We start from the raw sequence: 24374 nt of genomic DNA on the forward strand, positions 1-24374 counted from the left end.
TCAGCCCCCGCCGATCTCACGCTTCGCGGAATCTGTAGCCGACACCATAGAGCGTTTCGATCATCTCGAAGTCGTCGTCGACGGCCTTGAACTTCTTGCGCAGGCGCTTGATGTGGCTGTCGATGGTGCGGTCATCGACATAGACCTGCTCATCATAGGCCGAATCCATCAAAGCGTCTCGGCTTTTGACGACACCCGGGCGCTGGGCCAGCGAGTGCAGGATCAGGAATTCGGTGACGGTCAGGATAACCGGCTCGCCCTTCCAGGTGCAGGTATGGCGCTCCTGGTCCATCACCAGCTGGCCGCGCTCCAGCGAGCGCGACTGCGGGCTCGGCGTCTTGGCCGCTGCCTCGCGGGCACTTGCCCGGCGCAGCACGGCGCGCACGCGCTCGACCAGCAGACGCTGGGAGAACGGCTTGCGGATGAAATCGTCGGCGCCCATCTTGAGGCCGAAGAGCTCATCGATCTCGTCGTCCTTCGACGTCAGGAAAATCACCGGCAGGTCAGTCTTCTGGCGCAGCCGGCGGAGCAGTTCCATGCCGTCCATGCGCGGCATCTTGATGTCGAGGATGGCGAGGTTCGGCGGCCGCGCGGCCAGCCCTTCAAGTGCCGAGGCACCGTCGGTGTAGGTCTCGACACGGTATCCTTCGGACTCGAGCGCAATCGAAACCGATGTCAAAATGTTGCGGTCGTCGTCGACAAGCGCGATCGTTGCCATTTCCAGCGGCTCCCTCATGAGCGGGTGTCCCTTCCTGCTTCAGAGCAGGGCTTGTGCAGGACAAATTAGGTACAAAATGTGGCATACCCCCCGATGAAGGGGAGCGCAACCACCACAACCAGTCCGCTTTCTATATGGGGCGCCTCAAGAAAAGCTCGAACAAAAAACCTGCCTGCCTACCCGGCAAGGTAGGACTAATCCCCGTCATTTAAACGATTTAGATAAATTCTAAAATATTTAAATCGATTAATGATTTGAAATCGCTTGGCTTTTCTGTTTCTGGCTGCCTCGGTCCCTCGGGGACAGCGGCGTCCGGCCCGAAGACCGGACATTGGCGTCAAATCGAACGAGGGTTCACCGAATGTCGGAAGTCGGTAAGCGTAATCCCGCCAACGGGATCGAAACGGCAGGGCTCAAAACGTCGGGCACCGTGCATTACAACCTTGGCGCTGCCCTGCTGGTCGAAGAGGCGGTCCGCCGCGGCGAGGCCGTGCTGACCGCCCATGGCGCGCTCGTTGCCGACACGGGGCAGTACACCGGCCGCTCGCCCAAGGACAAGTTCGTCGTGCGCGACGAAAACACCGAGCCCCAGGTCTGGTGGGAAAACAACAATGCGATGACGCGAGCGCAGTTCGACGCGCTGCATGCAGATTTCCTGGCCCATGCGGCCGACAAGGACCTGTTCGTCCAGGACCTGATCGGCGGCGCCGACCGCTCGCTCAGCCTGCCGACGCGCGTCATCACCGAATACGCCTGGCACTCGATGTTCATCCGCAACCTGCTGATCCGCCCGGAAACGGCTGAACTGGCCGGCTTCGCGCCGAAGATGACGATCATCGACCTGCCGTCGTTCCGGGCCGACACGGCGCGCCATGGCGGCCGCAGCGAGACGCTGATCGCGGTCGATCTGACGCGCATGATCGTGCTCATCGGCGGCACCAAATATGCCGGCGAGATGAAGAAGTCGGTCTTCACCGCGCTCAACTACATCCTGCCGGCGGGCGGCGTGATGCCCATGCACTGCTCGGCCAATGAAGGGCCCGATGGCGACGCCGCCGTGTTCTTCGGCCTGTCGGGAACCGGCAAGACGACGCTGTCGGCCGATCCCAAGCGCACGCTGATCGGCGACGACGAGCATGGCTGGGGCCCGGACGGCATCTTCAACTTCGAAGGCGGCTGCTACGCCAAGACCATTCGCCTGTCGGCCGAAGCCGAGCCGGAAATCTTTGCGACGACCCAGCGTTTCGGCACGGTGCTCGAGAACGTCGTGCTCGACGAGAACCGCGTGCCTGACTTCAACGACGGCTCGCGTACCGAAAACACCCGTTGCGCCTATCCGCTCGACTTCATCCCGAATGCCAGCGCCACCGGGCGCGCCAGCCACCCGAAGAACATCATCATGCTGACGGCCGACGCCTTCGGCGTGATGCCGCCCATCGCAAAGCTGACGCCGGCGCAGGCGATGTACCACTTCCTGTCCGGCTATACCGCCAAGGTCGCCGGCACCGAGCGCGGCGTGACCGAGCCGGAAGCGACGTTCTCGACCTGCTTCGGCGCACCGTTCATGCCCAGGCACCCCAGCGAATACGGCAACCTGCTGCGCCAGCTGATCTCCGACCACGGCGTCAATTGCTGGCTGGTCAACACCGGCTGGACCGGCGGCGCCTATGGCACGGGTTCGCGCATGCCGATCAAGGCGACGCGCGCGCTGCTCACTGCCGCCCTCGACGGCTCGCTCAATGGGGTCGAATTCCGCACCGATGCCCATTTCGGCTTCGCCGTGCCGGTTTCGGTTCCCGGCGTCGACGGCAAGATCCTCGACCCGCGTTCGACCTGGGCCGACGGCGCTGCCTATGACCGCCAGGCCAGCAAGCTGGTGTCGATGTTCATCGACAATTTCGGTAAGTTCGAAAGCCATGTCGACGCCTCGGTGCGCGGCGCGGCACCACGCACGCAGGAAGCCGCCGAATAACCACGGCACCTGGCGTAACGATCTCGAAAAGGCCCGGCCAAGTGCTGGGCCTTTTCTTTTCGGCCGCACCACGGCATGACTTGGCGCATGAACGCCGACGACAAGATCATCATTGCCAATGACGTGGTCATCCATCCCGACGACCTCGAGGAGAACTTCATCCGCTCGTCGGGGCCGGGCGGCCAGAACGTCAACAAGGTCGCCACAGCCGTGCAGCTGCGCTTCGATGCGGCCAATGCGCCGGGCCTGCCCGAGCGGGTGCGCGAGCGCACCATAAAGTTCGCGGGCCAGAAGGCGACCAAGGAGGGCGTGATCGTCATCGAGGCGGGGCGCTACCGCACCCAGGAGCAGAACCGGGCCGACGCCCGGGCGCGGCTGGTGGCACTTGTCGCCAAGGCTGCCGAGCCGCCACCGCCGCCGCGCAAAAAGACCAGGCCGACAAAGGGCTCGGTCGAACGAAGGCTGAAAAGCAAGGCCGGCCGCTCGACGGTCAAGAAGCTGCGCGGGCGCGTCGACGGCGATTAAGCCTTGGGAATCAATCCCGCTTCCATTTTGGCAAGGCAGGTGCCAAGCTCCGGCGAATGCCACAGCAAGGGAGACTACGAATGGGCATGTTCGATTTCGTCAAGAATGTCGGCAAGAAGCTTGGCTTCGGCGACGACGAGGCACCGAGCGCCGACACGCTGAAGAAGGAGCTCGATTCGCACAAGCTCGGCACCGACAACGTTCAGGTGGTGGTCAAGGGCGACACCGCCGTGCTGACGGGCGTGGTCAAGGACCAGTCGATCTTCGAAAAGGCGGTGATCGCCGTCGGCAACACGCTCGGCGTCTCCAAGGTGCAGGCGGACGAGTTGAAGGTGGTGGCGCCCGATTCCGGTCTCAAGCTCGACAGCAAGGTCGACATGACCGAGCTGGTCAAGGCGGCGACGCCGGCCAAGGCGCCGGTGTTCTACACCGTCAAGAAGGGCGACAACCTGTCCAAGATCGCCGAAGCCCAGTACGGCAAAGGCAAGGCATCGAAATACACCGTCATCTTCGAAGCCAACAAGCCGATGCTGACGCACCCCGACAAGATCTATCCGGGCCAGGTGCTGCGCATCCCCGATATCGCGACTGCGTAACCTCGCCTCGCACAAATCATTTCGCGGACGGCGGCTTTCGGGTCGCCGTTTTGCATTTCGGCTGACATTGTCGCCTGCGACAACCCAACTGGACCTGAACCGTGCTCGTATTGCCCAAAGGCGTCCGCCACATGCCCGGCTTTCTCTCGCGCGAGGTGCAAGAGAGCCTGGTCGAGAGCATCCGCGAGGTGGTGAAGGCTGCACCGCTCTATACGCCCGCCATGCCGAAGACCGGCAAGGAAATGAGCGTCAGGATGACCAATTGCGGCTCTCAGGGCTGGGTCACCGACAAGGAGAACGGCTACCGTTACCAGCCGACCCATCCCGTCACAGGCGAACCGTGGCCGCCGATCCCCGAGGCGCTGCTTGCGCTTTGGCGCGAGGTCTCGGGCTATCCGCATCCTCCGGAAGCCTGCCTCGTCAATTTCTACACGGAGACTGCGAAGATGGGCCTGCACCAGGATCGCGACGAGCGAGAGTTCGCCGCACCCGTGGTGTCGGTGTCGCTGGGCGACGCCTGCCTGTTCCGCGTCGGTGGCACAAGGCGCGACGATCGCACCGTGTCGTTCAGGCTGGAAAGCGGAGACGTCGTCGTGCTCGGCGGGGAGGGGCGGCTGGCGTTCCATGGCGTCGACCGCATCTACCCGATGACATCGGCATTGCTGAAGCAGGGCGGGCGGATCAATCTCACGCTAAGACGCGTGACGCAGCCGGCCTAGAGCATGACCCCAAAAAGTGGCCCCGGTTTTCGGACAAGATCATGCCCCAACAAAAAGACCTTCAGAGCTTGCGGATCGCCACTTCCTCGACGAGATGGCCGGCACCCTTCTTGAGGATGAGGTCGGCGCGCGGGCGCGTGGGCAAGATGTTCTCGCGCAGGTTCTTGAGGTTGATGTTGGCCCACAGCCCCTCGGCGATGGCGCGGGCCGCATCCTCCGAGAGCTGCGAGTAGCGATGGAAGAAGGATTGCGGATTGCGGAAAGCGGTTTCGCGCAGCCGCATGAAGCGGTCGATGTACCACTCGTGGATGATGCTCTCATCGGCGTCAATGTAGATCGAGAAGTCGAAGAAGTCGGACACGAAAGGCACGAAGTTGCCGTCCTTGGGCAGTTCGCGCGGCTGCAGCACGTTGATGCCCTCGAAGATCAGGATATCGGGCCGGTCGACGGTGACAAACTCGCCAGGCATCACGTCATAGGTCAGGTGCGAGTAGACGGGCGCGCGCACATTGGGCTGGCCCGACTTGATCGCCGAGAGGAAGCGCAGCAGCGCACCGACATCGTAGCTGTCGGGGAAACCCTTGCGCTCCATCAGGCTGTCGCGGCGCAGCACGTCGTTGGGGTAGAGGAAGCCGTCGGTGGTGACGAGATCGACCTTCGGGCTCGACGGCCAGCGGGTGAGCAGTTCCTTGAGGATACGCGCGGTGGTCGACTTGCCGACGGCGACCGACCCCGCCATGCCGATGATGAAGGGCGTCTTGGTGCCCTTCTTGTCCGAGTTGAAGAAGCGCTGGCGCTGGCGAAACAGCTGCTGGCTGGTCTCGACATGGGCGGAGAGCAGACGCGACAGCGACAGGTAGATGCGCCGGACCTCGACGAGATCGATGGGCTCGTACATCGAGCTCAGCCGCGCCACCTCGTCCTGGGTCAGGGTCATCGACATGTCGGCGCCGAAACCGGCCCAATGCTCGGCCGAGAAGAACCAATAGGGTGAGTATTTGTCCGTCGGCGCGAGTTGATCCATCGAACCTCCCCTGCGGGACCTGACCAGTGGTCAGCCCTCGTTCTTCCGCGCTGCCTTCTCGGCGACACCCGACTGCGAGGTGCGGCGCTCGAGCTCGGTCATCACCTCGGCCATCGGGACGCCGGCGACAGCCAGCACGACGAGCCAATGATAAAGGAGATCGGCGCTTTCCGAAACGAGGGCACGATCGTCACCCTTGACCGCGGCGATGACGGTCTCGACCGCCTCTTCGCCAAGCTTCTTGGCCGCCCGCTCCATGCCGCCCTGGTAAAGCTTGGCGGTCCATGAATTGGCATCGCCCGAACGTGCCCGCTCGGTGACGATCTTTTCCAGGTCGGCAAGGGAAAATCCGCTCATCTTGGCCTCGGCAACAAAGTCAGCCAATCGGGTCGAGCCGCATCGGCAAACCCGCTTTTGCCATGTGCGCCTTGGCCTCGGCAATGGTGTAGGTGCCGAAATGGAAGATCGAAGCGGCAAGAACCGCCGTCGCATGTCCCTCGCGGATGCCGTCGACCATGTGGTCGAGGTTGCCGACGCCGCCCGAAGCGATGACCGGCGCTCGCACGGCGTCCGCCACCGCACGGGTGAGGGCGATGTCGTAGCCGATCTTGGTGCCGTCGCGGTCCATCGACGTGAGCAGGATTTCACCGGCGCCGAGATCGACGACCTTGCGGGCGAACTCGACCGCATCGATGCCGGTGCGCTCGCGGCCGCCATGGGTGAAGATCTCCCAGCGATCGGCTTCATTGGCAACCGACACCTTCTTGGCGTCGATGGCAACGACGATGCACTGGTTGCCGAACTTGTCGGCGGCCTCGGCGACAAAGTCGGGGTTCTTCACGGCAGCCGTATTGATCGACACCTTGTCGGCGCCGGCAAGCAGCAGCTTGCGGATGTCGGCGACCTGGCGCACGCCGCCGCCGACGGTCAGCGGCATGAAGCACTGCTCGGCGGTACGGGCGATGACGTCGAAGATGGTCTCGCGGTTGTCGGAAGAAGCGGTGATGTCGAGGAAGCAGAGTTCGTCGGCACCGGCGGCATCATAGGCCTTTGCGGCCTCGACCGGATCGCCGGCGTCGATCAGGTCGACGAACTGCACGCCCTTGACGACGCGGCCGTCCTTGACGTCGAGGCAGGGGATGACACGGGCCTTGAGGGTCATTTCCGTTCCTCGAACAGTCCGGGTTCAGGCTTCAGAGTGCCCCGCAGGATGGCCAGCGCCTCAGCCGGGTCGATGCGGCCGTCATAAAGCGCGCGGCCGGAAATCGCACCTTCGAGTTTCCTGGCGTCGGGCATGGTCATGCGGACGATGTCGGCGAGCGATGCGAGACCGCCCGAGGCAATGACCGGGATCGATACAGCCTCGGCGAGGTCGATGGTCGAATCCCAGTTGATGCCGGCAAGCACCCCGTCGCGGTCGATGTCGGTGTAGATGATGGCGGCGACGCCGGCACCCTCGAACTTCTTCGCCAACTCGACGACGCCGAGGCTCGACGCTTCGGCCCAGCCCTCGACGGCGACCTTGCCGCCCTTGGCGTCGATGCCGACGGCAACCTTGCCGGGGAATTTCCTGCAGGCTTCCTTGACCAGTTCGGGATCACGGACGGCAACCGTGCCGAGGATGACGCGGGCGAGGCCCTTGGAAAGCCAACTCTCGATGTGGTCAAGGGTGCGGATGCCGCCGCCGAGCTGGACCGGGTTCTTCGTCGCCTTGAGGATTGCCTCGACGGCCGCACCGTTGACGCTCTCGCCGGCAAAGGCGCCGTTGAGATCGACGACATGCAGCCATTCGAAGCCCTGGTCCTCGAAGGCTTTCGCCTGGGCTGCCGGATCGTTGTTGTAGACGGTCGCCTGGTCCATGTCGCCAAGCTTGAGGCGCACGCACTGGCCGTCCTTGAGGTCGATGGCCGGAAAGAGGATCATGGCTTCCACCTCAGGAAATTGGCGATGAGGGCAAGGCCAAGCGCCTGGCTCTTTTCAGGATGAAACTGCGTACCGACCAGGTTGTCCCGCGCCACCGCGGCAGTGACCCGGCCGCCATAGTCGGCGCTGGCCAGCACCTGTTTCTCGTCGGTTGCGTCGAGATGGTAGGAATGCACGAAATAGGCGTGCAGGCCGCCTGGTCCCGTCGGAATGCCGTCGAAGACGGGGTGCGGATGTTTCACGTGAATCGTGTTCCAGCCGATCTGCGGAATCTTCAGCGACGGGTCGGAAGGCGTGATCTCCTTGACGTCGCCCGATATCCAGCCGAAGCCGTTGGTGACGGTCTTTTCCAGCCCGCGTTCGGACATCAGCTGCATGCCGACGCAGATACCGAGGAAGGGATGCGCCTTGCGGATGGCCACCTCCTCGACTGCGTCCCACATGCCGTCGACGGCGCGCAGGCCACGGGCACAATCGGCATAAGCGCCGACACCGGGCAGCACGATGCGGTCGGCGGAAAGCACGCGTTCGGCATCGGCCGTCAGCTCTATCTTGGCCGCTATGCCGGCCTCGCGGGCGGCACGCTCGAAGGCCTTGGTCGCCGAGCGCAGATTGCCCGAGCCGTAATCGATGATGGCAACGCGCATGTCAGTGTCTTCCGGGATAGTGCAGGAGGCCGAGCGCTCCGCCAGCAGGTTGAGGCCGGGGCGTGGCAGGGGAGATGGCGACGGCAGCCGGTGTCGGCTCGTCGTCGGCTTCAGCAGCGAAGAGGTAGCGCATTTCGGCGTCTTCGATGGAATCCGCCTCGACCACGCCCCACTGGCGCCAGCCGGCACGGCGAAGGGCTGCGATGCGCAGCGCACCGCCTTCGAGCCCGACATAGAGCGAAATGAGCAGCGGCAGCAGCGGAGCGGCAAAGGTCAGCCCCGCCCATTCGCTGGCCGCGGCAAGCGCCAGGGTGGCGGCAAAGGTCATCGCCGCCTCGAGCCAGAGCCGGTGCCACAGCAACCACAGCAGCGGCGCAATGAAGCCGAAGAAATGGAAGCCGTCGCGAACGAAGACGGCGCTTTCCGAAGCGCTGGTTCCCGCCTTGGCGGGCGGCTCCATGACGACATGGATGGCCATGGCTATCCCTTCAGGCTGCCCTTGGTCGAGGGTACTGCGTCAGGCTGGCGCGGGTCGCTTTCAAGTGCCATGCGCAGCGCGCGCGCCACAGCCTTGAAGCAGGTTTCGGCGATATGGTGGTTGTTGGCGCCATAATGGTTGGTGACATGCAGGGTGATGCCAGCGTTCTGGGCCAGCGCCTGGAAGAACTCGCGCACCAGCTCGGTATCGAAGGTGCCGATCTTGGGCGCCGAGAAAGCGACGTTCCAGACCAGGAACGGGCGGCCCGACACGTCGATGGCGGCGCGCGTCAGCGTCTCGTCCATGGCGAGGTCGATCGAGGCATAGCGCATGATGCCGCGGCGGTCGCCCAGCGCCTTGGACAGCGCCTGGCCGAGCGCGATGCCACAATCCTCGACGGTGTGGTGGTCGTCGATGTGCAGGTCGCCCTTGGCGGAGACCTTCATGTCGATCAGCGAATGCCGCGACAGCTGGTCGAGCATGTGGTCGAAGAAGCCGACGCCGGTCGCCATCTCCGAACGGCCGGTGCCGTCGACATGGACCGAGACGGAAATCTCGGTTTCCTTGGTCTTGCGGCTGACTTCGGCGGAACGGGGGGCCATGGCGGATCCTTGTCCTCAAAAACGAGTGCCTAATAGCAGCATGAGCGACCGCTTGCCAATCGCCGCGAAAGGGCATTTCGTGATGCGGCATGCGGATTTGCATTCCTTGCGCCGCGTCATACATAAGATCGAACTTCCACTCGTAACGCCCGAGCCGCCTCGAAGGGGCCGTGCGCCATCGGAGCAACATATGTCCAACGAACAGAGCATGCACGCCACGACCATCGTGACGGTGCGCAAGGGCAACAAGGTGGTCATTGCCGGCGACGGCCAGGTCAGCCTCGGCCAGACCATCATGAAGGGAAATGCCCGCAAGGTCCGCCGCCTCGGCAAGGGCAATGTGATCGCCGGGTTTGCCGGCGCCACGGCCGACGCCTTCACCCTTCTCGAAAGGCTCGAGGCCAAGCTCGAGCAATATCCCGACCAGCTGACGCGCGCCTGCGTCGAACTCGCCAAGGACTGGCGCACCGACCGCTATTTGCGCCGCCTCGAAGCGATGATGCTGGTGGCCGACAAGAACGTGTCGCTGGCGCTGACCGGCACCGGCGACGTGCTGGAGCCCGAATTCGGCGTGATGGCCATCGGCTCGGGCGGCAATTACGCGCTGGCCGCGGCCCGTGCGCTGATGGACACCGACAAGGACGCCGAGGAGATCGCCCGCAAGGCGATGCAGATCGCCGCCGACATCTGCGTCTACACCAACCACAGCTTCGTCATCGAAACGCTCGATGCCGGCTGAGCCAGCCTTGCGCTACGACTTCCGGCCCGTCGAAAGGAAAGACCTGCCGCTGCTGGCCAGATGGCTGGCAGCGCCGCATGTCGCGGAATGGTGGGGCGATGCAGCCGAAGAACTGGCCTCCATCGAAGAACATATCGACAGCATCTCGGTCGAGCCGCTGATCGTCGAGCTCGACGGCAAGCCGATCGGCTACCTCCAGAGCTACGACCCGCATCTGGAGGACGACCATCCCTACCAGGACCAGCCTTTCGGCACGCTCGGCGTCGATCTAACCATCGGCGTGTCTGAGCTGGTCGGAAAAGGCCACGGCTCTGCGATCCTGCGACAGTTCGTCGAGGAGTTGTTCGAGGAAGGCGTTCCACGCGTGATCATCGATCCGGATCCGTCCAACAAGCGGGCCATCCGGGCCTACGAAAAGGCAGGGTTCGTGGCTTTCGACACACGCACGTCGATTTACGGTCCCGCGCAAATGATGGCGCGCGACGCGGAGGAGGGGGATTTCGACGCATGAGCATATCGCAGGACCGTGAAGCCGCCGCGCAACGCGAAAAACTCGGCTGGTGGCTGCTGGTCGCAGCGCTGATGATCGCCGGGCAGGCGGTCGCGCTCTACTGGATGGGCCATCCGGCGATCTGCAAGTGCGGATACGTCAAGCTGTGGCACGGGGTGGTGCAGAGCTCGGAGAATTCGCAACACATCTCCGACTGGTACACCTTCTCGCACATCATCCACGGCTTCCTGTTCTATGCGCTGCTGAGCTGGCTCGCGCCCAAGAGTTCGCTTGGTTTCCGGCTGGCGGTCGCCATCGGTATCGAGCTGGCGTGGGAGCTGGTCGAAAACAGCGACTTCATCATCAACCGCTACCGCGAGGGGACCATTTCCCTCGACTACTACGGCGACAGCGTCCTGAACTCGGTGTTCGACACCCTGGCGATGGTACTCGGCTTCGTGATGGCCGCGCGGCTTCCTGTATGGAGCATCGTAGCCCTCGCCCTCATCTTTGAAATCGGCGTCGGCTACGTCATCCGGGACAACCTGACGCTCAACATCATCATGCTGGTCTATCCGCTCGATGCGATCAAGCAGTGGCAGGCGGGGATCATGTGATGACCAATCTTGCGATGCCGTCAGAAGCGCCCGGCATATCGCCCGATACCCTGCTCGCTGCGGTCGCAAACGGGCTGCTGACGGCAGAGCAGGCGCAAGGGCTGCGAGACCTGGAGAGCGCGAGCGCGAGCGCCCTCGACAGGGAGCCGCATGATGACGAAAAATTCCGGTTCATCAGCGGTTTCAGCGACATCTTCGTCACCATCGGCCTCGGGCTGTTTCTGGGCGCGCTGGGCTATTTCTCCGGCGACATGACCGGCAACACCGGCATGTTCGCCGCCATCGCCGTGGCGAGCTGGCTTCTGGCCGAGTATTTCACCCGCCGGCAGCGCATGGCGCTGCCCAGCATCGTGCTGCTTCTGGTCTATGCCGGAGCGGTCTTTTCGACGGTTGCGGAAGCCTTCAACCCCAACCTCAGCTTCGGCATGGGTCTCGGCAACCACGGCGGCTTGCCGATCGTTGTCGCCGGTCTTGCAACCGCCGCGGCAACCGCATTGCACTACCAGCGCTTCCGCGTGCCAGTGACGATCGCAGCCGGCGTAGCCGCCCTTGTCGCCTCGGCCGTCGGGATTCTTTTCATGGTCTTGCCGGATTTCGCCATCCAGGCGGCCAAGCCCCTGCTGCTTGCCTGCGGCGTTTCGGTGTTCGCACTGGCCATGCGGTTCGACCTCAGCGACCCGCAACGCCAGACCCGACGCACCGACATCGCGTTCTGGCTGCACATGCTGGCAGCACCGCTGATCGTCCATCCGCTGATCAGCGGGCTGGTCGGCGAGGGCGGTTCCGACGCGATCTCCGCCTGGAGTATCCTAGCGATCTTCATTGGACTGGCACTCGTCGCCCTCGTCGTCGACAGGCGCGCGATCCTTGTTTCCGGTCTGTCCTACGCCGGTTTTGCCTTCGGCTCGCTGGTCGTCAAGGCGGGGCTGGCGGACAGCGTCGTTCCGCTGACCATGCTGGTGCTCGGCGCCCTGGTGCTGCTGCTCAGCGCCGGCTGGCATGCGCTGCGGCGGACCCTTGTGCCACTGCTGCCCGGCGCCCTTGCGGTCCGGCTTCCAGCCCATACATAAGCCCCAACTGAGTATTCGAGAGTAACGCCATGTCCACATTCTCTCCCCGTGAGATCGTTTCCGAACTCGACCGCTTCATCATCGGCCAGAAGGACGCCAAGCGCGCCGTGGCGATCGCGCTGCGCAACCGCTGGCGCCGGCAGCAGCTGGAAGGCCAGATGCGCGAAGAGGTCATGCCCAAAAACATCCTGATGATCGGACCTACCGGCGTCGGCAAGACCGAGATTTCGCGCCGACTGGCGAAGCTCGCGGGTGCGCCCTTCGTCAAGGTCGAGGCGACCAAGTTCACCGAGGTCGGCTATGTCGGCCGCGACGTCGAGCAGATCATCCGCGATCTCGTCGAGGTCGCCATCGGCCTGGTGCGCGAGAAGATGCGCGAGGACGTCGAGGCCCGCGCCCATGTCAACGCAGAGGAGCGCGTGCTCGAGGCGCTGGTCGGCAAGACCGCCAGCCCAGCGACCCGCGACTCGTTCCGGAAAAAGCTGCGCGACGGCGAACTCGACGACAAGGAAATCGAGATCCAGGTCGCCGACACCGGCACCGGCGGCATGCCGAGCTTCGACATCCCCGGCATGCCCGGCGGCAATGTCGGCGTGCTCAACATCAACGACATGCTGTCGAAGGCGATGGGCGGCCAGCGCACCAAAGCGCGCAAGACCACCGTCAAGGAATCCTACGGGCTTCTGATCAGCGACGAGTCCGACAAGCTGCTCGACCAGGACGAGGTCGTCCGCCGGGCGCTTGAGGTCACCGAGAACGAAGGCATCGTCTTCCTCGACGAGATCGACAAGATAGCCCGGGGCGGCGACGTCCATGGTGGGCCGTCGCGCGAAGGCGTGCAGCGGGACCTATTGCCGCTGGTCGAGGGCACGACGGTTGCGACCAAGTACGGGCAGGTCAAGACCGACCACATCCTGTTCATCGCCTCGGGTGCGTTCCACGTGGCCAAGCCGTCGGACCTGTTGCCGGAGTTGCAGGGCCGCCTGCCGATCCGCGTCGAGCTGCGCGCGCTGGAGAAGGACGACTTCCGTCGAATCCTGACGGAGACGGAGGCCAGCCTGATCAAGCAGTACATCGCCCTGATGAACACCGAAGGCGTCAACCTCGAATTCACCGACGACGCCATCGATGCGCTTGCCGGCATCGCGGTCGACCTCAATGCCTCGGTCGAGAACATCGGCGCGCGGCGCCTGCAGACGGTTATGGAACGCGTGCTCGACGAGATCTCCTACGACGCACCCGATCGCAACGGCACCTCGGTCAAGATCGACGCTGCCTATGTCGAAAAGCATGTCGGCGATCTCTCGAGGAACACCGACCTGTCGCGGTTCATCCTCTAAAAGCTCCAACGGCGGCCCGGCAGGGCCGCCGTGCATCCCGACCTGTGGCCGAATGGAACCATTCGGCCAGGTTTCGCAGCTTCGGGCGACAACGCCCTCGACTAAGCGTGGGGCATTTTCTAGTTTGCCCGGACAAAGCTTGGGCATACAGCAGCATATGAAAAGCGCATTTCTCACGGCATTTCTTCTGGCGGCAGCCTTCGGCGCGCCGCAGGCATCGGCTGCCACGACGGTGGTTGCCGCCGGCAACGTCAATGTCGAACAGCCCGAAGTGCCCGGCGCCTCGTCCAAGCGGACGAGGGCAGGCAAGACCACCTTCGACGCCAAGTACCGCAAGGTCTATGCGCTGCTGCAGAACGATGGCGAGCTGCGCGGCAAGATCACGTCGGTGGCACGCGACTACGGCATCGACCCGATGCATATCGTCGGTGCCATCGTCGGCGAGCACACCTACAATGTCGACGCCTACGACCGACTGCAGACCTACTACGTCAAGGCAGTGTCCTACCTCTCCAGCAAGCTGCGTTTCGCCTATGAGGGCGAAGACATCTCCGATTTCATCAAGCGGCCGGAATTCGCCGAGTGTAGCGGCAAATCGGGCAGCTACGACCTTTGGGAATGCCGCGAGCGGGTTTGGAACCAGGATTTCCGCGGCAAGACCGTGGGCGGCACCAGTTATCCCAACGACCGCTTCAGCGCGACCTTCTTCCAGCCGTTCTACGCCGGCCAGACATTCGGCATCGGCCAGCTCAATCCGCTGACGGCGCTGCAGATGAGCGACGTCGTGCACAAGGTGTCGCGCCTGCCCAAGCTCGACGAGAGCGACCCGAATGCCGTCTATAAGACGATCATGGACCCGGACCTGACACTGCCTTACGTCGCCGCGACGCTGAAGACCTCGATCGACGCCTACAAGAGCATTGCCGGCTTCGATATTTCCGGCAATCCGGGGATTACCGCCACGCTCTACAATGTCGGTAACCCCGAGGCGCGTGCCTACGCGCTCAAGGCCGAGAACGAACGGCGCGAGGCGGCCGGCGAGGCGCCCAAGGTGCCGGAGGAAAATTACTACGGTTGGCTGGTCAACGACCGCCTCAGCGAACTCAAGGCGCTGTTCTAGCCGCGCTTCTTCCGCGCGATCGCCTGGCGGACGTGAACGTTGAGGGCGGCAAGTTCGGTCTCGTTCAACTCGCCAATGGCCTGGGCCAGGAGATTGGCGAGTTCGGTGGCGGCAGGCGAAAGCCCCGCCGTGTCGACCACGACGCGCGGGTGCGAGCCCTCGGCCAGCTTCTGCAATTCCTCGGCATCATCCCAGATGACATTGAAGTAGCCGATGATCTTCTGGATCATCGCCCAGGTCGGCACGCCGCGATGACCATGCTCCAGCGCCGAGAGATAGGCGGCGCTGACTCCGATGGAGGCAGCCATGTCCTTCTGGCTGACGCCGCGTTCGCGCCGGAGTTCGCGGATGCGTTCGCCCAGCGGTGTCAATGGCCGGTCCTCCGCCGCAGCCGGATGTAGATCGCGCCCGAGCCGCCATGGTGGCGTGCGGCATGATCGTGGCTGGAGACCAGCATGCGAAACGGCGCCGTGTTCAGCCATGCCGGCACCATGCGCTTCAAAACACCGTCGCCGCCCTTGGAGTTGCCCTTGCCGGTGATGACGAGGACATAGCGAACCCCACCGGCATGGGCTCGGGCCAGGAAGGTCAAGAGCAGCGAATAGGCCTCGTCCTGGGTCAGGCCATGCAGGTCGACGCGGCCTTCGATCGGAAGGCGACCCTTGGACAGCTTGTCGCGCGTCGGCTCGTCGAGCGAATGGGCGACATACTGGCGCTTCGGCGGTGTCGGTGCCGCTGGTGCCGGCACTTGCGCCGCCTGGATTGGTGCTGCAACCGACTTTTCAGCCACGGCAACAGGCAGTTCGGGAACCTCAACCGCCCGCTTGCCCTTCAGCGGCGAGGTCGTCCGGGCAATGATGTTCCACAGCACGCGTTCTTCGTCGCTCAGCTTGCGTTCGCGGCGCGTGCTCATGAACTGGCCCCGGCGAACAAGGACTTCGGCAGAAGCGCGAAGAAATCGGCATCGTTGCGGACGACGCCGGCGATCTCCCCGGCATCGAAGCCCGATCCGGCGAACAGGTCGCCGCGCGCCTGGCCGGTGATGGCCGATCCGGTATCCTGGGCGATCATGAGCCGGGCGAACGGTCCGCCGCCGAATGCGGTCAGCGACGGCGCCGCGATGAAAAACGGCGTTCCGAAAGTGTGCAGCAGGCGATCGACGGCGACCGAGCGGCCCGCCGTGAGCGGCACCTTTGCCGCGGCGATCGGCCCGAGAGCGGGATCATCGACCTCTGCCTGCCTGAAGAAGATGTAGGATCGGTTCTGCCACAGGATCTCGTCGACGCGATGGGGATTGGCCTTGAACCAGGCCCGGATCGACTGCATGGTCACCTTTTCGAGCGGAATCTCGCCGATCCCGGCCAAAAACCCGCCGGGACCAGTAAAGCGCTGGCCGGATTTCGCGGCGTAGGTGACGCGCCGCAGCGAACCGTCGGTCATATGCAGGCGCGCGGCACCCTGGACATGGATGAAGAACGCATCGACAGGATCGGCGACCCAGGCGATCTCGAGGCCCTTGCCCGACAAGGCGCCCTGTTCGATCGCCGGCCGGTCGAAATACTCGACAAGCCCATTCGGCGCCTGGCGCCCGAAAGCGAGATAGGGGTCCATGCCGGCCGGGCGGTTCTGGTCGTCAATGTCGACGAGGTCGGCCGGGCGCGACAGCAGCGGTATCCGGAAAACTTCTGTCCTGACGGGAGATGCCTCGACTTCGGGCTCGTAGAAACCAGTGACCAGACCACGGTCGCGGCCATCCGGCGCGACAAAGGCTGGCTGGAAATGACGTTCAAAGAATTCGCGGGCCTTGGCGCCGGTCGTTGCCGGTTGTTCGCGGGCGTCGGCATAGGAGGGGCCGAAAGCATCGAAAGCGACGCCAAGGGCGCCGCTGCGATAGGGTTTGGTCAGGACATGAAAGGCAGAGCGCCGGAAGGCTTCGAAGGCCGCCAACTGGTCATCTTCCAGCCAGCCGGGCAGGTCGGCGAAAGTGACCTGGCAGAACGCGGGCGAGAGCGGCACGGGCTTCGCCCGCCAGTCGCGATCAGTCTTCTTCCTCGGTGGCGACGAGCTTCCAGTTCGGGTCGCGCGAGCGGGTGTCGCGGGCGAAGGTCCAGACATCCTTGACCTCGGCCACGGTCTCCGGATCGCCGTCGATGACGTCGCCGGCCTTGTCGCGGGTCGCCGAGATCAGCTCCGAGACGATACGGAGCGTGACATGGGCCTCGCCGCCCTTCATCTCGGCCGAAACGATATCGGCCTTGTCGATGCCGACGAAGGAAGACTGGATCTTTTCCGAACGGCCCTCGCGCTCGGTGATCGCCGCGACGAAGCCATCGAAGACCTCGCGCGACAGCAGGTTCTTGAGAGTTTTGCGGTCGCCGTCGGCATAGGCCATGACGATCATCTCGTAGGCCATCTTGGCGCCTTCGACAAAACCCTTGGGCTCGAAGGAAGCATCCGCATCCTTGATGGCGCGCAGGCCCTTGTTGAGCTCGGTCCCGGGCTTGGCAAAGGCGTCGATGGCGACATACGCATCTTCAGCGGGCTCGCCGGCTGCGCGCTTGCGCGGCAGCGAGACAACGTTCTCGGACTTGCCATTGGCGTCCTGCGGCTTGTTGCGCGCTGCGGTGTAGGGATCGAAAGGCGGGCGTTCGTTGCCGGTGCGGCGGCCGAGCACGTTGCGCAGCTGGAAGAAGATCACCACCGCTGCGATCAGAAAGAAAATCGTGCCGAAATCGAAGAATTCCATATCTTCCCGCCGATCCGTCCCTTGTTCACGGCCAAAGCCAGACTATCTGCCAATTGCCGGCGCTTTTGGGGCGCCCCTGAGCCTTTGCATATAGAACGCATGCGCCGATCATTCAAATTAAAGGCGCAGCGCCCTATCTAAAGATGTATGCGGTATGCCTGTGACCGCATATCGTTGTCACGTCAACACAAACCGGACCGGATCGACGCCCTTCATGCTGCCACTCCTGATCCTTGCCTTGCCCTTGCTCGAAATAGCCGGCTTCGTGGTGGTCGGCAGCGAAATCGGCGTGCTGGCAACCATCGGCCTGATCCTTCTCAGCGGCATCGTCGGCTCGATCCTGCTGCGGGTGCAGGGTTTTGGCGTCATGACCCGGATTCGCACCGAGATGGACGCCGGCCGCGACCCTTCGAAGGAGCTGGCCAACGGCGCGATGATCGTGCTGGCCGGTATCCTGCTGCTGATCCCCGGCTTCATCACCGACATTCTGGGCATACTCCTGTTCCTGCCGCCGGTCCGCGCCCTGGCCTGGCGCTTCCTCGGCAAGCGGGTTCGCTTCTCTACCGATTTCGGCGGCTTTGCCCGACGCGGCGGTCCGGCCGGCGGCAAGACCATCGATCTCGACGAAGATGATTTTTCGCGCCAGCCCAACCCCAATTCGCCCTGGCGTTCGATCCGCGACGAGTAGGGCCGAAGCTTGCGACGCCGGCAAAACCTTGTCTTGGCATGCCGAGCGTGGTAGCCAACGCGCGATTTCAATACGGGCCGCGCCGCGGCCGAGCCAAGAGGACATGGGCTTATGGCCACTAATGAAGCGCCGGAAGGCGCCAACGGCAACGGTAACGCACAGCAGCCCACGCTCAACGTGCTGGCGCAGTATGTAAAGGACCTGTCCTTCGAAAGCCCCGGCGCGCCGAACTCGCTGCGCGGCCGCGACAAGGCTCCCGGCATCAACATCAACGTCAACGTCAACGCCAACCCGATGACGGACAAGCAGTTCGACGTCAACCTGACGCTGAGCGCCAAGGCTGCCTTCGACAAGGACGTGCTGTTCAACGTCGAGCTGGTCTATGGCGGCGTCTTCCGCATCGACGGTTTCCCGCAGGAACACATGCTGCCGCTGCTCTTCATCGAGTGCCCGCGCCTGCTGTTCCCCTTCGCTCGCCAGATCATCGCCGAAGCGACCCGCAACGGCGGCTTCCCGCCGCTGATGCTTGATCCGATCGACTTCGCGCAGATGTTCCAGCAGAAAATCGCCGAGGAAAAGGCCGCTTCGCAGGTCAAGGTCAGCTAAGACCTCGCCAAAGAGCGCAGATATCGAAGCCCGGCCTCAGCGCCGGGCTTTTTCGTATCCGCCGGTCAGTTGGGTTCGGCAGGAGAGAGCAGCTTCGCCCAGATCGCCTTTTCGCCAAGGGTGCCTACCAGCTTCTCGTGCGCGGCAAGCTCGGCCTCGCTCAGCCGGGTCGGCAGCGGCTCGGGCCGGGCGGCGATGACGATCTCGATCTGCCGCGTCGACCCGCCATTGCCGCCGGATGACGAAAAGCTGTCCAGCACCAGCGCCGACTGCTTGCCACCAATCAGCTCGATATAGACTTCGGCCAGGAGCTCGGAGTCGAGCAGGGCGCCGTGCTTGGTACGGCGGCTGTTGTCGATGCCGTAGCGCCGGCACAGCGCATCGAGCGAATTCGGGCCCATCGGGTGCTTGCGGCGGGCAAGCGCCAGCGTATCGATCAGACGCTCGGCCTCGATCGCCGCCTGGTCGAGCCTGGCAAACTCGGCATTGATGAAACCCAGATCGAAAGTGCCGTTGTGCGCGACAAGCTTGGCGCCGTCGATGAAGTCGATGAAGTCGTCGATGATCTCAGCGAAGGTCGGCTTGCCCTCGAGATCGGCATTGGAGATGCCGTGCACCGCCTGGGCTTCCGGATGGACCTGCCGCCCCTGCGGGTTGATGTATTTGTGGAACGTGCGGCCGGTCGGAAAGCGGTTGACCATCTCGATGCCGCCGATCTCGATCACGCGGTCCTCGCGGTTGTCGAGGCCGGTCGTTTCCGTATCGAAAATGATCTCGCGCAAGTGATGATTCTCCTTGCCGCGAGCATGCCCTCATGGGCAGCCGGCGGACAAGTGCGGCGATTCGCCGGCCTAGGGCTTTCCCACCGTCAAATCGGCAATGATGGCCTGAACGGCAGCGCGGGCCGGCTCAAGGCCCTGGCCCGTATCGACGATGTAGTCGGCGCGCGCGCGCTTTTCAGCGTCGGGTACCTGCTTGGCCAGGATCGCCTCGAATTTTTGCTCGGTCATGCCTGGGCGAGCCAGAACGCGCTCGCGCTGGATTTCCGGCGATGCGGTGACCACCACCACCTTATCGACCCGGCCGCGGCCATTGGTTTCAAACAGCAGCGGGATGTCGAGCACGGCAATCGGCGCACCCGCGGCGCGGCTGCGCTCGAGGAACGCATTTGCATCGGCCCGGACACGCGGATGGATGATGCCTTCGAGCTTCTTCAGGGCCGCTGCATCGCCCAGGACATGACGGGCGAGTTCGGTGCGGTCGACGGTCCCGTCCTTGACCGTTCCGGGGAAGGCCGCCTCGATCAGGGGGGCTGCGTCGCCGGCATAGAGCCGATGCACCGCCTCGTCGGAATCATGGACCGGGACGCCGGCTTCCGCGAACATCCTGGCTGTCGTCGACTTGCCCATGCCGATCGACCCTGTCAGCCCCAGGACGATCATTTCTTGCGGTCCATGTCGGCAACGATCAGGTTTCGCAACTCGGCCGTGACTTCAGGCCTCTTGCCGAACCAGCGTTCGAAGCCCGGTACTGCCTGGTGCAACAGCATTCCGAGGCCATCGACCGTCTTGAGGCCTCGCGCCTTTGCCGCTGTGAGCAGCGGTGTCTCGAGCGGCACATAGACGATATCGGTGACAATGGCGTGGCCGGGCAGGTTTGCGGGATCGGCAGGCAGGCCCTCATTGCCATGCATGCCGAGCGCCGTCGTGTTGACCAGCAAGGATGCATCTCCAAGCAGTTCGGGCGTCGCCGCCTGCGGATGCGCTGTGATACCGGCGCCGAACTGGTTGGCAAGCTGCTCGGCGCGCGCAACCGTGCGGTTGACGATGCGGATATCCTTGAAGCCGCGCTGCTTGAGCGCATGGATGATCGCCCGCGACGCACCGCCGGCGCCCAGCACCACGGCCACATCGCCCTTGGCCCAGCCCGGCGCAAAGTGATCGAGATTGGCGGCAAAACCATAGGCGTCGGTGTTACCACCCCACAAAACGCCATCCTCGAACCACAGCGTGTTGACGGCGCCGATCTGCTCGGCGGCCTCGTCGCGGCGCTGGACAGCGGCGAAGGCTGCCTCCTTGTGCGGGATGGTGACATTGCCGCCGCGGAGGCCAGCCGCAGCAAGACCGCTGAGAAACACGGCAAAATCAGTTGGAGCGACGTCGATTGCCGTGTAGCTGCCGTCAATGCCGTAGCTCTTCAGCCAATGGCTATGGATCAGCGGCGAGCGCGAATGCGCGATGGGGTGGCCGCAGACGAATGCCTTCAACTCAGCCATCGATGGCCCCGAGCTCGCGCAGTTCCTTGAGAACCGGCAAAAGCGGCAGGCCGACGATGGTGAAGTGGTCACCTTCGACCTTTTCGAACAGCTGGATGCCTTCGCCCTCGATCTGGTAGGCGCCGACGCTCGACAGGGCTTTCCTGCCGACACGGGCAAGGTGGCGGCCAATGAAAGCCGGGTCGAGCTGGCGCATGGTCAGCGACGCGACCGCGACATGGCGCCAGATCGTTTCGCCATCGCGCACCAAAACCACGGCGCTGTTGAGCTGATGCGTCTGGCCGGAAAGCTTGAGCAGGTGGCGACGGGCCCCTTCCATGTCGGCCAGCTTGTGGAACACCTCGTCGCCGAGCGACAGCGTCTGGTCGCAGCCGAGCACCAGCCGGCCAGGGTGTGCTTCGCTGACTGCCACCGCCTTTGCCTCGGCGAGCACCAAGGCCACTTCCTCGGGCGTCGCACCGCTTTCGGCCAGCGGTGCCTCGAGAGCACGCTCGTCGAGATCGGCGGGGATGGCATCGACGGCCACGCCGGCATGTTCGAGCATGGCTTTGCGAAACGGGCTGCCGGAAGCAAGGATGAGTTTTTCGGTCACTGGCTTTGCCTGAAAACGAACCGCGCAGGCGGCGTTGCTGGGTGTATCGGGTCCTAGCGGCTCTTGTTGCGCAGGGCAACGATCGCGGCGGCCGTTTCCTCGATCGAGCGGCGGCTGACGTCGATCATCGGCCAATTGTGCTTGGTGCAGATCTTACGGGCATAGGCCAGTTCCTCGGTGATCGAGGCGCGGTCGATGTATTCCTGGGCGTCGAAGGCCATGGTCGTGCCGAGAATACGGTTCTGGCGCACATGCGAGATGCGCTCGGCGGTGGCGATCAGCCCGACGACCAGTGGCTTTTCCGCCTTGACTAGGCTGTCGGGCACGGGGACGCCAAGCACGATGGGGATGTTTGCGGTCTTGATGCCGCGGTTGGCGAGATAGATGCTGGTCGGTGTCTTCGACGTTCTCGAAATGCCGATCAGCACCACGTCGGCCTGCTCCATGTCGGTCGGCAACTGGCCGTCGTCATGTTCCATGGTGAAGTTGAGCGCGTCGATGCGGCGGAAATATTCGGCATCGAGCACGTGCTGGGCGCCGACACGGCGGCCGGCCGGCGCGCCGAGATAGGACTGGAACACCGACAGCACCGGCTCGAGCACCGACACGCAGGGCAGCCCCATCGCCGCGCAGCGGCTGTCGATGATGCCGGCGAGGTGCTGATCGACAACGGTGTAGAGCACGATGCCCGGCTCTTCCTCGATGTCGTCGAACACCTTCATCAGCTGCTTTTCGGTGCGGATCAGCGGGTAGATGTGCTCGATCGCGCGCGCGTCCTTGTATTGCGCGGAGGCCGCGCGCCCGGCCGCCAGAAGCGTCTCGCCGGTGGCGTCGGAGATCAGGTGCAGATGGAAGAAGCTTTGCGGTTTGTTCACAGCGGGCGCCTGGGTCTGTGGTCAAATGTGGATAAACGGGCGGTTTGGCTCGAAGCGGCCGGCGCGACTGTATCAGATGCCGACTTGTCCACAATTCGCTCTGCTGTCTGTTTCGATTCAGTGGCGGGGAGTATTGTGGGGATAGTTTTTTAGTCCCCGGCTGTCCACAGAATCAGCATCTGGCATGCGCTCAGCTACATTCCTGATTCAAATCGACGAATCCGCTTCTTGCTCGAAGTTTTCCACGCTGGCGAAAACGGCCGCGCGTCACTATGACAAGTGGATATCTCGGGCTGCCTATGGACAGGTCGTAATTCTCGATTCCAACAGACTCTAAGAATTAGAAGAATCCTTCGATATAAATTTTTGTTTATAGAAGGCTCAAGGAAAGGCAGGCCAGATGGCCGTGAAACGCGCTCTGCTCCAAGTCCTGAAAGGCGAAAGCCTGGAGGTTCCTCCGCTCTGGATGATGCGACAGGCGGGCCGCTATCTCCCGGAGTATCGCGAAGCGCGTAAGAAGGCCGGGAGCTTTCTCGATCTCTGCTACAACCCAGACTTCGCCGTCGAAGTGACGCTGCAGCCGATCAGGCGCTTCGACTTCGATGCTTCGATCCTGTTCTCCGACATCCTTGTGGTTCCGCATGCGCTCGGTCGCGATCTCCGCTTCGAGGAAGGCCGTGGGCCCTTGATGACGCCGATCACCGCGGCCGGCGTCGCAGCGCTGGACGGCGAAAAGTTTCACGTGAATCTCGAACCGGTCTACGAAACCGTGCGCCGGCTGCGCCGCGAATTGCCGGAGAAGACGACCCTGATCGGCTTCTGCGGCGCGCCCTGGACGGTTGCCACCTACATGATCGCCGGACACGGCACGCCAGACCAGGCACCAGCAAGACTGTTCGCCTATCGCGAGCCGGAAGCCATGGCGCGGTTGCTGTCGATCCTTGCCGATCATTCGGCAGCCTATCTCATCCGCCAGATCGAAGCGGGCGCCGACGTGGTGCAGATCTTCGATTCCTGGTCGGGCGTGCTCGACGAAGCGACTTTCGAGGCCTGCTGCATCAAGCCGGTTGCCGAGATCGTGCGCAAGGTGCGCGCGGTCTATCCGGACGTTCCGATCATCGGCTTCCCCAAGGGGGCTGGAGCCCAGCTCGACAGCTACAGGCAGCGCACAGGCGTCACCGGCCTCGGCCTAGATTGGGCGGTGCCTCTGTCGCAGGCGCAGCGTCTGCAGGGCGCAGGAGCCGTGCAGGGCAACCTCGACCCGCTCAGGCTCGTTGTCGGTGGCAAGGCTCTGGACGAGGGCGTGGATGCCATCCTGAAGGCATTGGGAAACGGTCCGCTGATCTTCAATCTCGGCCACGGCATTACGCCTGAGACGCCTGTGGCGCATGTCGAGGCGATGGTCCGCCAGGTGCGAAAGGCAACCCAGCAATGAGCAGCAACGCGCAAGGGGCATCAAGCGGTGCGACGGCAGCGAAACGCGCTGTGATCTCGATCGTTGTTCTGGCAGCGCTGACGGCGCTGCTCTTCCTCGCCGCACCAGACGGCTTCTACCTCTGGGCCAAGGCGATCCATGTCATCGCGGTGATCTCCTGGATGGCCGGCATGCTCTATCTGCCGCGGCTGTTCGTTTATCACGCAGAGGCGGAGAAGGGTTCCGTGCAATCGGAGACCTTCAAGGTGATGGAGCGTCGCCTGCTGCGGGCCATCATCAACCCGGCGATGATCGTCACCTGGGTGTTCGGCCTGTGGCTGGCTTGGAAGGGATTTGATTTCAGCGGCGGCTGGCTGCACGCCAAGCTCACTGCCGTATTGCTGCTTTCGGGCGTGCACGGCTATCTCTCGGCGTCCGTCCGCCGCTTTGCCGAGGACCGTAACGAGAAACCGTCGCGGCATTGGCGCATTGTCAACGAGATCCCGACGGTCCTGATGGTCGTCATCGTCATCCTGGTGGTTGTAAAGCCCTTCTGACGACCTTAAATTTGCTGGACTGCGCCTTGCTCTTTCGTTTC

The 24374-nt window shown here is 63.6% G+C and carries 31 protein-coding genes; 14 read left to right on the top strand and 17 right to left on the bottom strand.

All coding sequences use genetic code 11. The features are described from left to right. Positions 1–16: 16 nt before the first annotated feature. Positions 17–718 (bottom strand): response regulator transcription factor, encoded by a 702-nt coding sequence (locus tag CO731_RS04525; RefSeq protein WP_055982326.1) that lies wholly within the window; start codon positions 716–718, stop codon positions 17–19. A 361-nt stretch (positions 719–1079) separates the two neighbouring features. Between CO731_RS04525 and CO731_RS04530 the strand changes: the two genes are divergently transcribed. The 4 genes from CO731_RS04530 (at position 1080) to CO731_RS04545 (ending at position 4530) form a co-directional block, all read left to right on the top strand. Continuing rightward, positions 1080–2690 carry a phosphoenolpyruvate carboxykinase gene (locus CO731_RS04530; protein WP_108606135.1) on the top strand — a complete coding sequence of 537 codons (1611 nt, stop codon included), beginning with the start codon at positions 1080–1082 and terminating at the stop codon, positions 2688–2690. Positions 2691–2777: 87 nt separating this feature from the next. Beyond that, entirely contained in the window at positions 2778–3215 is a 438-nt protein-coding gene (gene arfB / locus CO731_RS04535; RefSeq protein ID WP_108606136.1) for an alternative ribosome rescue aminoacyl-tRNA hydrolase ArfB, read from the top strand. Between the two features lie 80 nt (positions 3216–3295). Continuing rightward, positions 3296–3811: a peptidoglycan-binding protein LysM gene (gene lysM / locus CO731_RS04540; protein WP_055981896.1), complete on the top strand. Its 516-nt coding sequence runs from the start codon at positions 3296–3298 to the stop codon at positions 3809–3811. Positions 3812–3912: 101 nt separating this feature from the next. Next, positions 3913–4530, top strand: a complete 618-nt coding sequence (locus tag CO731_RS04545) for an alpha-ketoglutarate-dependent dioxygenase AlkB (RefSeq protein ID WP_108606137.1) — start codon at positions 3913–3915, stop codon at positions 4528–4530. A 61-nt stretch (positions 4531–4591) separates the two neighbouring features. On the opposite strand, the gene coaA is transcribed toward CO731_RS04545, so the two are convergent. Genes coaA through hisB form a run of 7 tightly spaced genes read right to left on the bottom strand, consistent with a single transcriptional unit; the run spans position 4592 to position 9204 of the window. After that, complete coding sequence (gene coaA / locus CO731_RS04550) at positions 4592–5554, bottom strand: type I pantothenate kinase (protein WP_108606138.1); 963 nt, start codon at positions 5552–5554, stop codon at positions 4592–4594. Between the two features lie 30 nt (positions 5555–5584). Continuing rightward, complete coding sequence (locus tag CO731_RS04555) at positions 5585–5911, bottom strand: phosphoribosyl-ATP diphosphatase (RefSeq protein WP_108609620.1); 327 nt, start codon at positions 5909–5911, stop codon at positions 5585–5587. Between the two features lie 19 nt (positions 5912–5930). Then, positions 5931–6716 (bottom strand): imidazole glycerol phosphate synthase subunit HisF, encoded by a 786-nt coding sequence (gene hisF, locus CO731_RS04560; protein WP_108606139.1) that lies wholly within the window; start codon positions 6714–6716, stop codon positions 5931–5933. Next, a complete protein-coding gene (gene hisA / locus CO731_RS04565; protein ID WP_108606140.1) occupies positions 6713–7477 on the bottom strand; it encodes a 1-(5-phosphoribosyl)-5-[(5-phosphoribosylamino)methylideneamino]imidazole-4-carboxamide isomerase in 765 nt (254 codons plus the stop codon). Before hisA ends, hisF begins: the two co-directional genes overlap by 4 nt. After that, a complete protein-coding gene (gene hisH, locus CO731_RS04570; protein ID WP_108606141.1) occupies positions 7474–8124 on the bottom strand; it encodes an imidazole glycerol phosphate synthase subunit HisH in 651 nt (216 codons plus the stop codon). Before hisH ends, hisA begins: the two co-directional genes overlap by 4 nt. A gap of 1 nt (position 8125) precedes the next feature. After that, positions 8126–8602, bottom strand: coding sequence for a DUF2628 domain-containing protein (locus tag CO731_RS04575; protein WP_108606142.1), 477 nt, complete (start codon positions 8600–8602; stop codon positions 8126–8128). Between the two features lie 2 nt (positions 8603–8604). Beyond that, positions 8605–9204 (bottom strand): imidazoleglycerol-phosphate dehydratase HisB, encoded by a 600-nt coding sequence (gene hisB, locus CO731_RS04580; RefSeq protein ID WP_108606143.1) that lies wholly within the window; start codon positions 9202–9204, stop codon positions 8605–8607. Positions 9205–9394: 190 nt separating this feature from the next. On the opposite strand from hisB, the gene hslV reads away from it, so the two are divergent. The 6 genes from hslV to CO731_RS04610 all read left to right on the top strand — a co-directional run bounded on the left by hslV (position 9395) and on the right by CO731_RS04610 (position 14580). After that, positions 9395–9943, top strand: a complete 549-nt coding sequence (hslV, locus tag CO731_RS04585) for an ATP-dependent protease subunit HslV (protein ID WP_108606144.1) — start codon at positions 9395–9397, stop codon at positions 9941–9943. Next, on the top strand, positions 9933–10454 hold the full coding sequence (locus CO731_RS04590) for a GNAT family N-acetyltransferase (protein WP_108606145.1): 522 nt from the start codon (positions 9933–9935) through the stop codon (positions 10452–10454). The genes hslV and CO731_RS04590 overlap by 11 nt, the downstream gene beginning before the upstream one ends. After that, on the top strand, positions 10451–11050 hold the full coding sequence (locus CO731_RS04595; RefSeq protein WP_108606146.1) for a DUF2585 domain-containing protein: 600 nt from the start codon (positions 10451–10453) through the stop codon (positions 11048–11050). Before CO731_RS04590 ends, CO731_RS04595 begins: the two co-directional genes overlap by 4 nt. Then, positions 11050–12120 carry a hypothetical protein gene (locus CO731_RS04600; RefSeq protein ID WP_245439621.1) on the top strand — a complete coding sequence of 357 codons (1071 nt, stop codon included), beginning with the start codon at positions 11050–11052 and terminating at the stop codon, positions 12118–12120. The genes CO731_RS04595 and CO731_RS04600 overlap by 1 nt, the downstream gene beginning before the upstream one ends. Positions 12121–12149: 29 nt before the next feature. Then, positions 12150–13460: an ATP-dependent protease ATPase subunit HslU gene (hslU, locus tag CO731_RS04605; protein WP_108606147.1), complete on the top strand. Its 1311-nt coding sequence runs from the start codon at positions 12150–12152 to the stop codon at positions 13458–13460. 157 nt (positions 13461–13617) lie between these two features. Next, positions 13618–14580 (top strand): DUF1402 family protein, encoded by a 963-nt coding sequence (locus tag CO731_RS04610; RefSeq protein WP_108606148.1) that lies wholly within the window; start codon positions 13618–13620, stop codon positions 14578–14580. On the opposite strand, the gene CO731_RS04615 is transcribed toward CO731_RS04610, so the two are convergent. From CO731_RS04615 to CO731_RS04630, 4 genes are read right to left on the bottom strand one after another with little or no spacing between them, the layout of a single operon-like run. Further along, positions 14577–14951: a helix-turn-helix domain-containing protein gene (locus tag CO731_RS04615; protein WP_108606149.1), complete on the bottom strand. Its 375-nt coding sequence runs from the start codon at positions 14949–14951 to the stop codon at positions 14577–14579. The genes CO731_RS04610 and CO731_RS04615 overlap by 4 nt on opposite strands. Next, positions 14948–15493: a Smr/MutS family protein gene (locus tag CO731_RS04620; RefSeq protein WP_108606150.1), complete on the bottom strand. Its 546-nt coding sequence runs from the start codon at positions 15491–15493 to the stop codon at positions 14948–14950. The genes CO731_RS04615 and CO731_RS04620 overlap by 4 nt, the downstream gene beginning before the upstream one ends. Then, positions 15490–16596, bottom strand: a complete 1107-nt coding sequence (locus CO731_RS04625) for a murein transglycosylase A (RefSeq protein ID WP_108606151.1) — start codon at positions 16594–16596, stop codon at positions 15490–15492. The genes CO731_RS04620 and CO731_RS04625 overlap by 4 nt, the downstream gene beginning before the upstream one ends. A gap of 22 nt (positions 16597–16618) precedes the next feature. Continuing rightward, positions 16619–17326, bottom strand: coding sequence for a Tim44/TimA family putative adaptor protein (locus tag CO731_RS04630; protein ID WP_108606152.1), 708 nt, complete (start codon positions 17324–17326; stop codon positions 16619–16621). 214 nt (positions 17327–17540) lie between these two features. Here CO731_RS04630 and CO731_RS04635 point away from each other — a divergent pair, with 214 nt between their 5' ends. Together CO731_RS04635 and secB are read left to right on the top strand one after the other, a co-directional pair. Continuing rightward, on the top strand, positions 17541–18014 hold the full coding sequence (locus CO731_RS04635; RefSeq protein WP_108606153.1) for an FxsA family protein: 474 nt from the start codon (positions 17541–17543) through the stop codon (positions 18012–18014). Between the two features lie 111 nt (positions 18015–18125). Then, on the top strand, positions 18126–18620 hold the full coding sequence (gene secB, locus CO731_RS04640) for a protein-export chaperone SecB (RefSeq protein WP_055981830.1): 495 nt from the start codon (positions 18126–18128) through the stop codon (positions 18618–18620). A gap of 65 nt (positions 18621–18685) precedes the next feature. On the opposite strand, the gene dnaQ is transcribed toward secB, so the two are convergent. The 5 genes from dnaQ to CO731_RS04665 all read right to left on the bottom strand — a co-directional run bounded on the left by dnaQ (position 18686) and on the right by CO731_RS04665 (position 22362). Continuing rightward, positions 18686–19402, bottom strand: a complete 717-nt coding sequence (gene dnaQ / locus CO731_RS04645) for a DNA polymerase III subunit epsilon (protein WP_108606154.1) — start codon at positions 19400–19402, stop codon at positions 18686–18688. Between the two features lie 69 nt (positions 19403–19471). Beyond that, a complete protein-coding gene (gene coaE / locus CO731_RS04650) occupies positions 19472–20062 on the bottom strand; it encodes a dephospho-CoA kinase (RefSeq protein WP_108606155.1) in 591 nt (196 codons plus the stop codon). Further along, a complete protein-coding gene (locus CO731_RS04655) occupies positions 20059–20895 on the bottom strand; it encodes a shikimate dehydrogenase (protein WP_108606156.1) in 837 nt (278 codons plus the stop codon). The genes coaE and CO731_RS04655 overlap by 4 nt, the downstream gene beginning before the upstream one ends. Further along, positions 20888–21487 carry a Maf-like protein gene (locus CO731_RS04660; RefSeq protein ID WP_108606157.1) on the bottom strand — a complete coding sequence of 200 codons (600 nt, stop codon included), beginning with the start codon at positions 21485–21487 and terminating at the stop codon, positions 20888–20890. The genes CO731_RS04655 and CO731_RS04660 overlap by 8 nt, the downstream gene beginning before the upstream one ends. Before the next feature lie 53 nt (positions 21488–21540). Continuing rightward, positions 21541–22362: a pyruvate, water dikinase regulatory protein gene (locus CO731_RS04665; protein WP_108606158.1), complete on the bottom strand. Its 822-nt coding sequence runs from the start codon at positions 22360–22362 to the stop codon at positions 21541–21543. 400 nt (positions 22363–22762) lie between these two features. Here CO731_RS04665 and hemE point away from each other — a divergent pair, with 400 nt between their 5' ends. Then, complete coding sequence (gene hemE / locus CO731_RS04670) at positions 22763–23797, top strand: uroporphyrinogen decarboxylase (protein ID WP_108606159.1); 1035 nt, start codon at positions 22763–22765, stop codon at positions 23795–23797. Then, positions 23794–24333, top strand: a complete 540-nt coding sequence (gene hemJ / locus CO731_RS04675) for a protoporphyrinogen oxidase HemJ (RefSeq protein WP_108606160.1) — start codon at positions 23794–23796, stop codon at positions 24331–24333. Before hemE ends, hemJ begins: the two co-directional genes overlap by 4 nt. Positions 24334–24374: the final 41 nt, after the last annotated feature.

It is taken from the genome of Aminobacter sp. MSH1, assembly GCF_003071665.1.
Taxonomy (GTDB): Bacteria; Pseudomonadota; Alphaproteobacteria; order Rhizobiales; family Rhizobiaceae; genus Aminobacter; species Aminobacter niigataensis.

Coding starts and splice junctions, on each gene's coding strand:
- CO731_RS04525 (WP_055982326.1), bottom strand. CDS start 718: ATGGCAACGATCGCGCTTGTCGACGACGACCGCAACATTTTGACATCG.
- CO731_RS04530 (WP_108606135.1), top strand. CDS start 1,080: ATGTCGGAAGTCGGTAAGCGTAATCCCGCCAACGGGATCGAAACGGCA.
- arfB (WP_108606136.1), top strand. CDS start 2,778: ATGAACGCCGACGACAAGATCATCATTGCCAATGACGTGGTCATCCAT.
- lysM (WP_055981896.1), top strand. CDS start 3,296: ATGGGCATGTTCGATTTCGTCAAGAATGTCGGCAAGAAGCTTGGCTTC.
- coaA (WP_108606138.1), bottom strand. CDS start 5,554: ATGGATCAACTCGCGCCGACGGACAAATACTCACCCTATTGGTTCTTC.
- CO731_RS04555 (WP_108609620.1), bottom strand. CDS start 5,911: ATGAGCGGATTTTCCCTTGCCGACCTGGAAAAGATCGTCACCGAGCGG.
- hisF (WP_108606139.1), bottom strand. CDS start 6,716: ATGACCCTCAAGGCCCGTGTCATCCCCTGCCTCGACGTCAAGGACGGC.
- hisA (WP_108606140.1), bottom strand. CDS start 7,477: ATGATCCTCTTTCCGGCCATCGACCTCAAGGACGGCCAGTGCGTGCGC.
- hisH (WP_108606141.1), bottom strand. CDS start 8,124: ATGCGCGTTGCCATCATCGATTACGGCTCGGGCAATCTGCGCTCGGCG.
- CO731_RS04575 (WP_108606142.1), bottom strand. CDS start 8,602: ATGGCCATCCATGTCGTCATGGAGCCGCCCGCCAAGGCGGGAACCAGC.
- hisB (WP_108606143.1), bottom strand. CDS start 9,204: ATGGCCCCCCGTTCCGCCGAAGTCAGCCGCAAGACCAAGGAAACCGAG.
- hslV (WP_108606144.1), top strand. CDS start 9,395: ATGTCCAACGAACAGAGCATGCACGCCACGACCATCGTGACGGTGCGC.
- CO731_RS04590 (WP_108606145.1), top strand. CDS start 9,933: ATGCCGGCTGAGCCAGCCTTGCGCTACGACTTCCGGCCCGTCGAAAGG.
- CO731_RS04595 (WP_108606146.1), top strand. CDS start 10,451: ATGAGCATATCGCAGGACCGTGAAGCCGCCGCGCAACGCGAAAAACTC.
- CO731_RS04600 (WP_245439621.1), top strand. CDS start 11,050: ATGACCAATCTTGCGATGCCGTCAGAAGCGCCCGGCATATCGCCCGAT.
- hslU (WP_108606147.1), top strand. CDS start 12,150: ATGTCCACATTCTCTCCCCGTGAGATCGTTTCCGAACTCGACCGCTTC.
- CO731_RS04610 (WP_108606148.1), top strand. CDS start 13,618: ATGAAAAGCGCATTTCTCACGGCATTTCTTCTGGCGGCAGCCTTCGGC.
- CO731_RS04620 (WP_108606150.1), bottom strand. CDS start 15,493: ATGAGCACGCGCCGCGAACGCAAGCTGAGCGACGAAGAACGCGTGCTG.
- CO731_RS04630 (WP_108606152.1), bottom strand. CDS start 17,326: ATGGAATTCTTCGATTTCGGCACGATTTTCTTTCTGATCGCAGCGGTG.
- CO731_RS04635 (WP_108606153.1), top strand. CDS start 17,541: ATGCTGCCACTCCTGATCCTTGCCTTGCCCTTGCTCGAAATAGCCGGC.
- secB (WP_055981830.1), top strand. CDS start 18,126: ATGGCCACTAATGAAGCGCCGGAAGGCGCCAACGGCAACGGTAACGCA.
- coaE (WP_108606155.1), bottom strand. CDS start 20,062: ATGATCGTCCTGGGGCTGACAGGGTCGATCGGCATGGGCAAGTCGACG.
- CO731_RS04655 (WP_108606156.1), bottom strand. CDS start 20,895: ATGGCTGAGTTGAAGGCATTCGTCTGCGGCCACCCCATCGCGCATTCG.
- hemE (WP_108606159.1), top strand. CDS start 22,763: ATGGCCGTGAAACGCGCTCTGCTCCAAGTCCTGAAAGGCGAAAGCCTG.
- hemJ (WP_108606160.1), top strand. CDS start 23,794: ATGAGCAGCAACGCGCAAGGGGCATCAAGCGGTGCGACGGCAGCGAAA.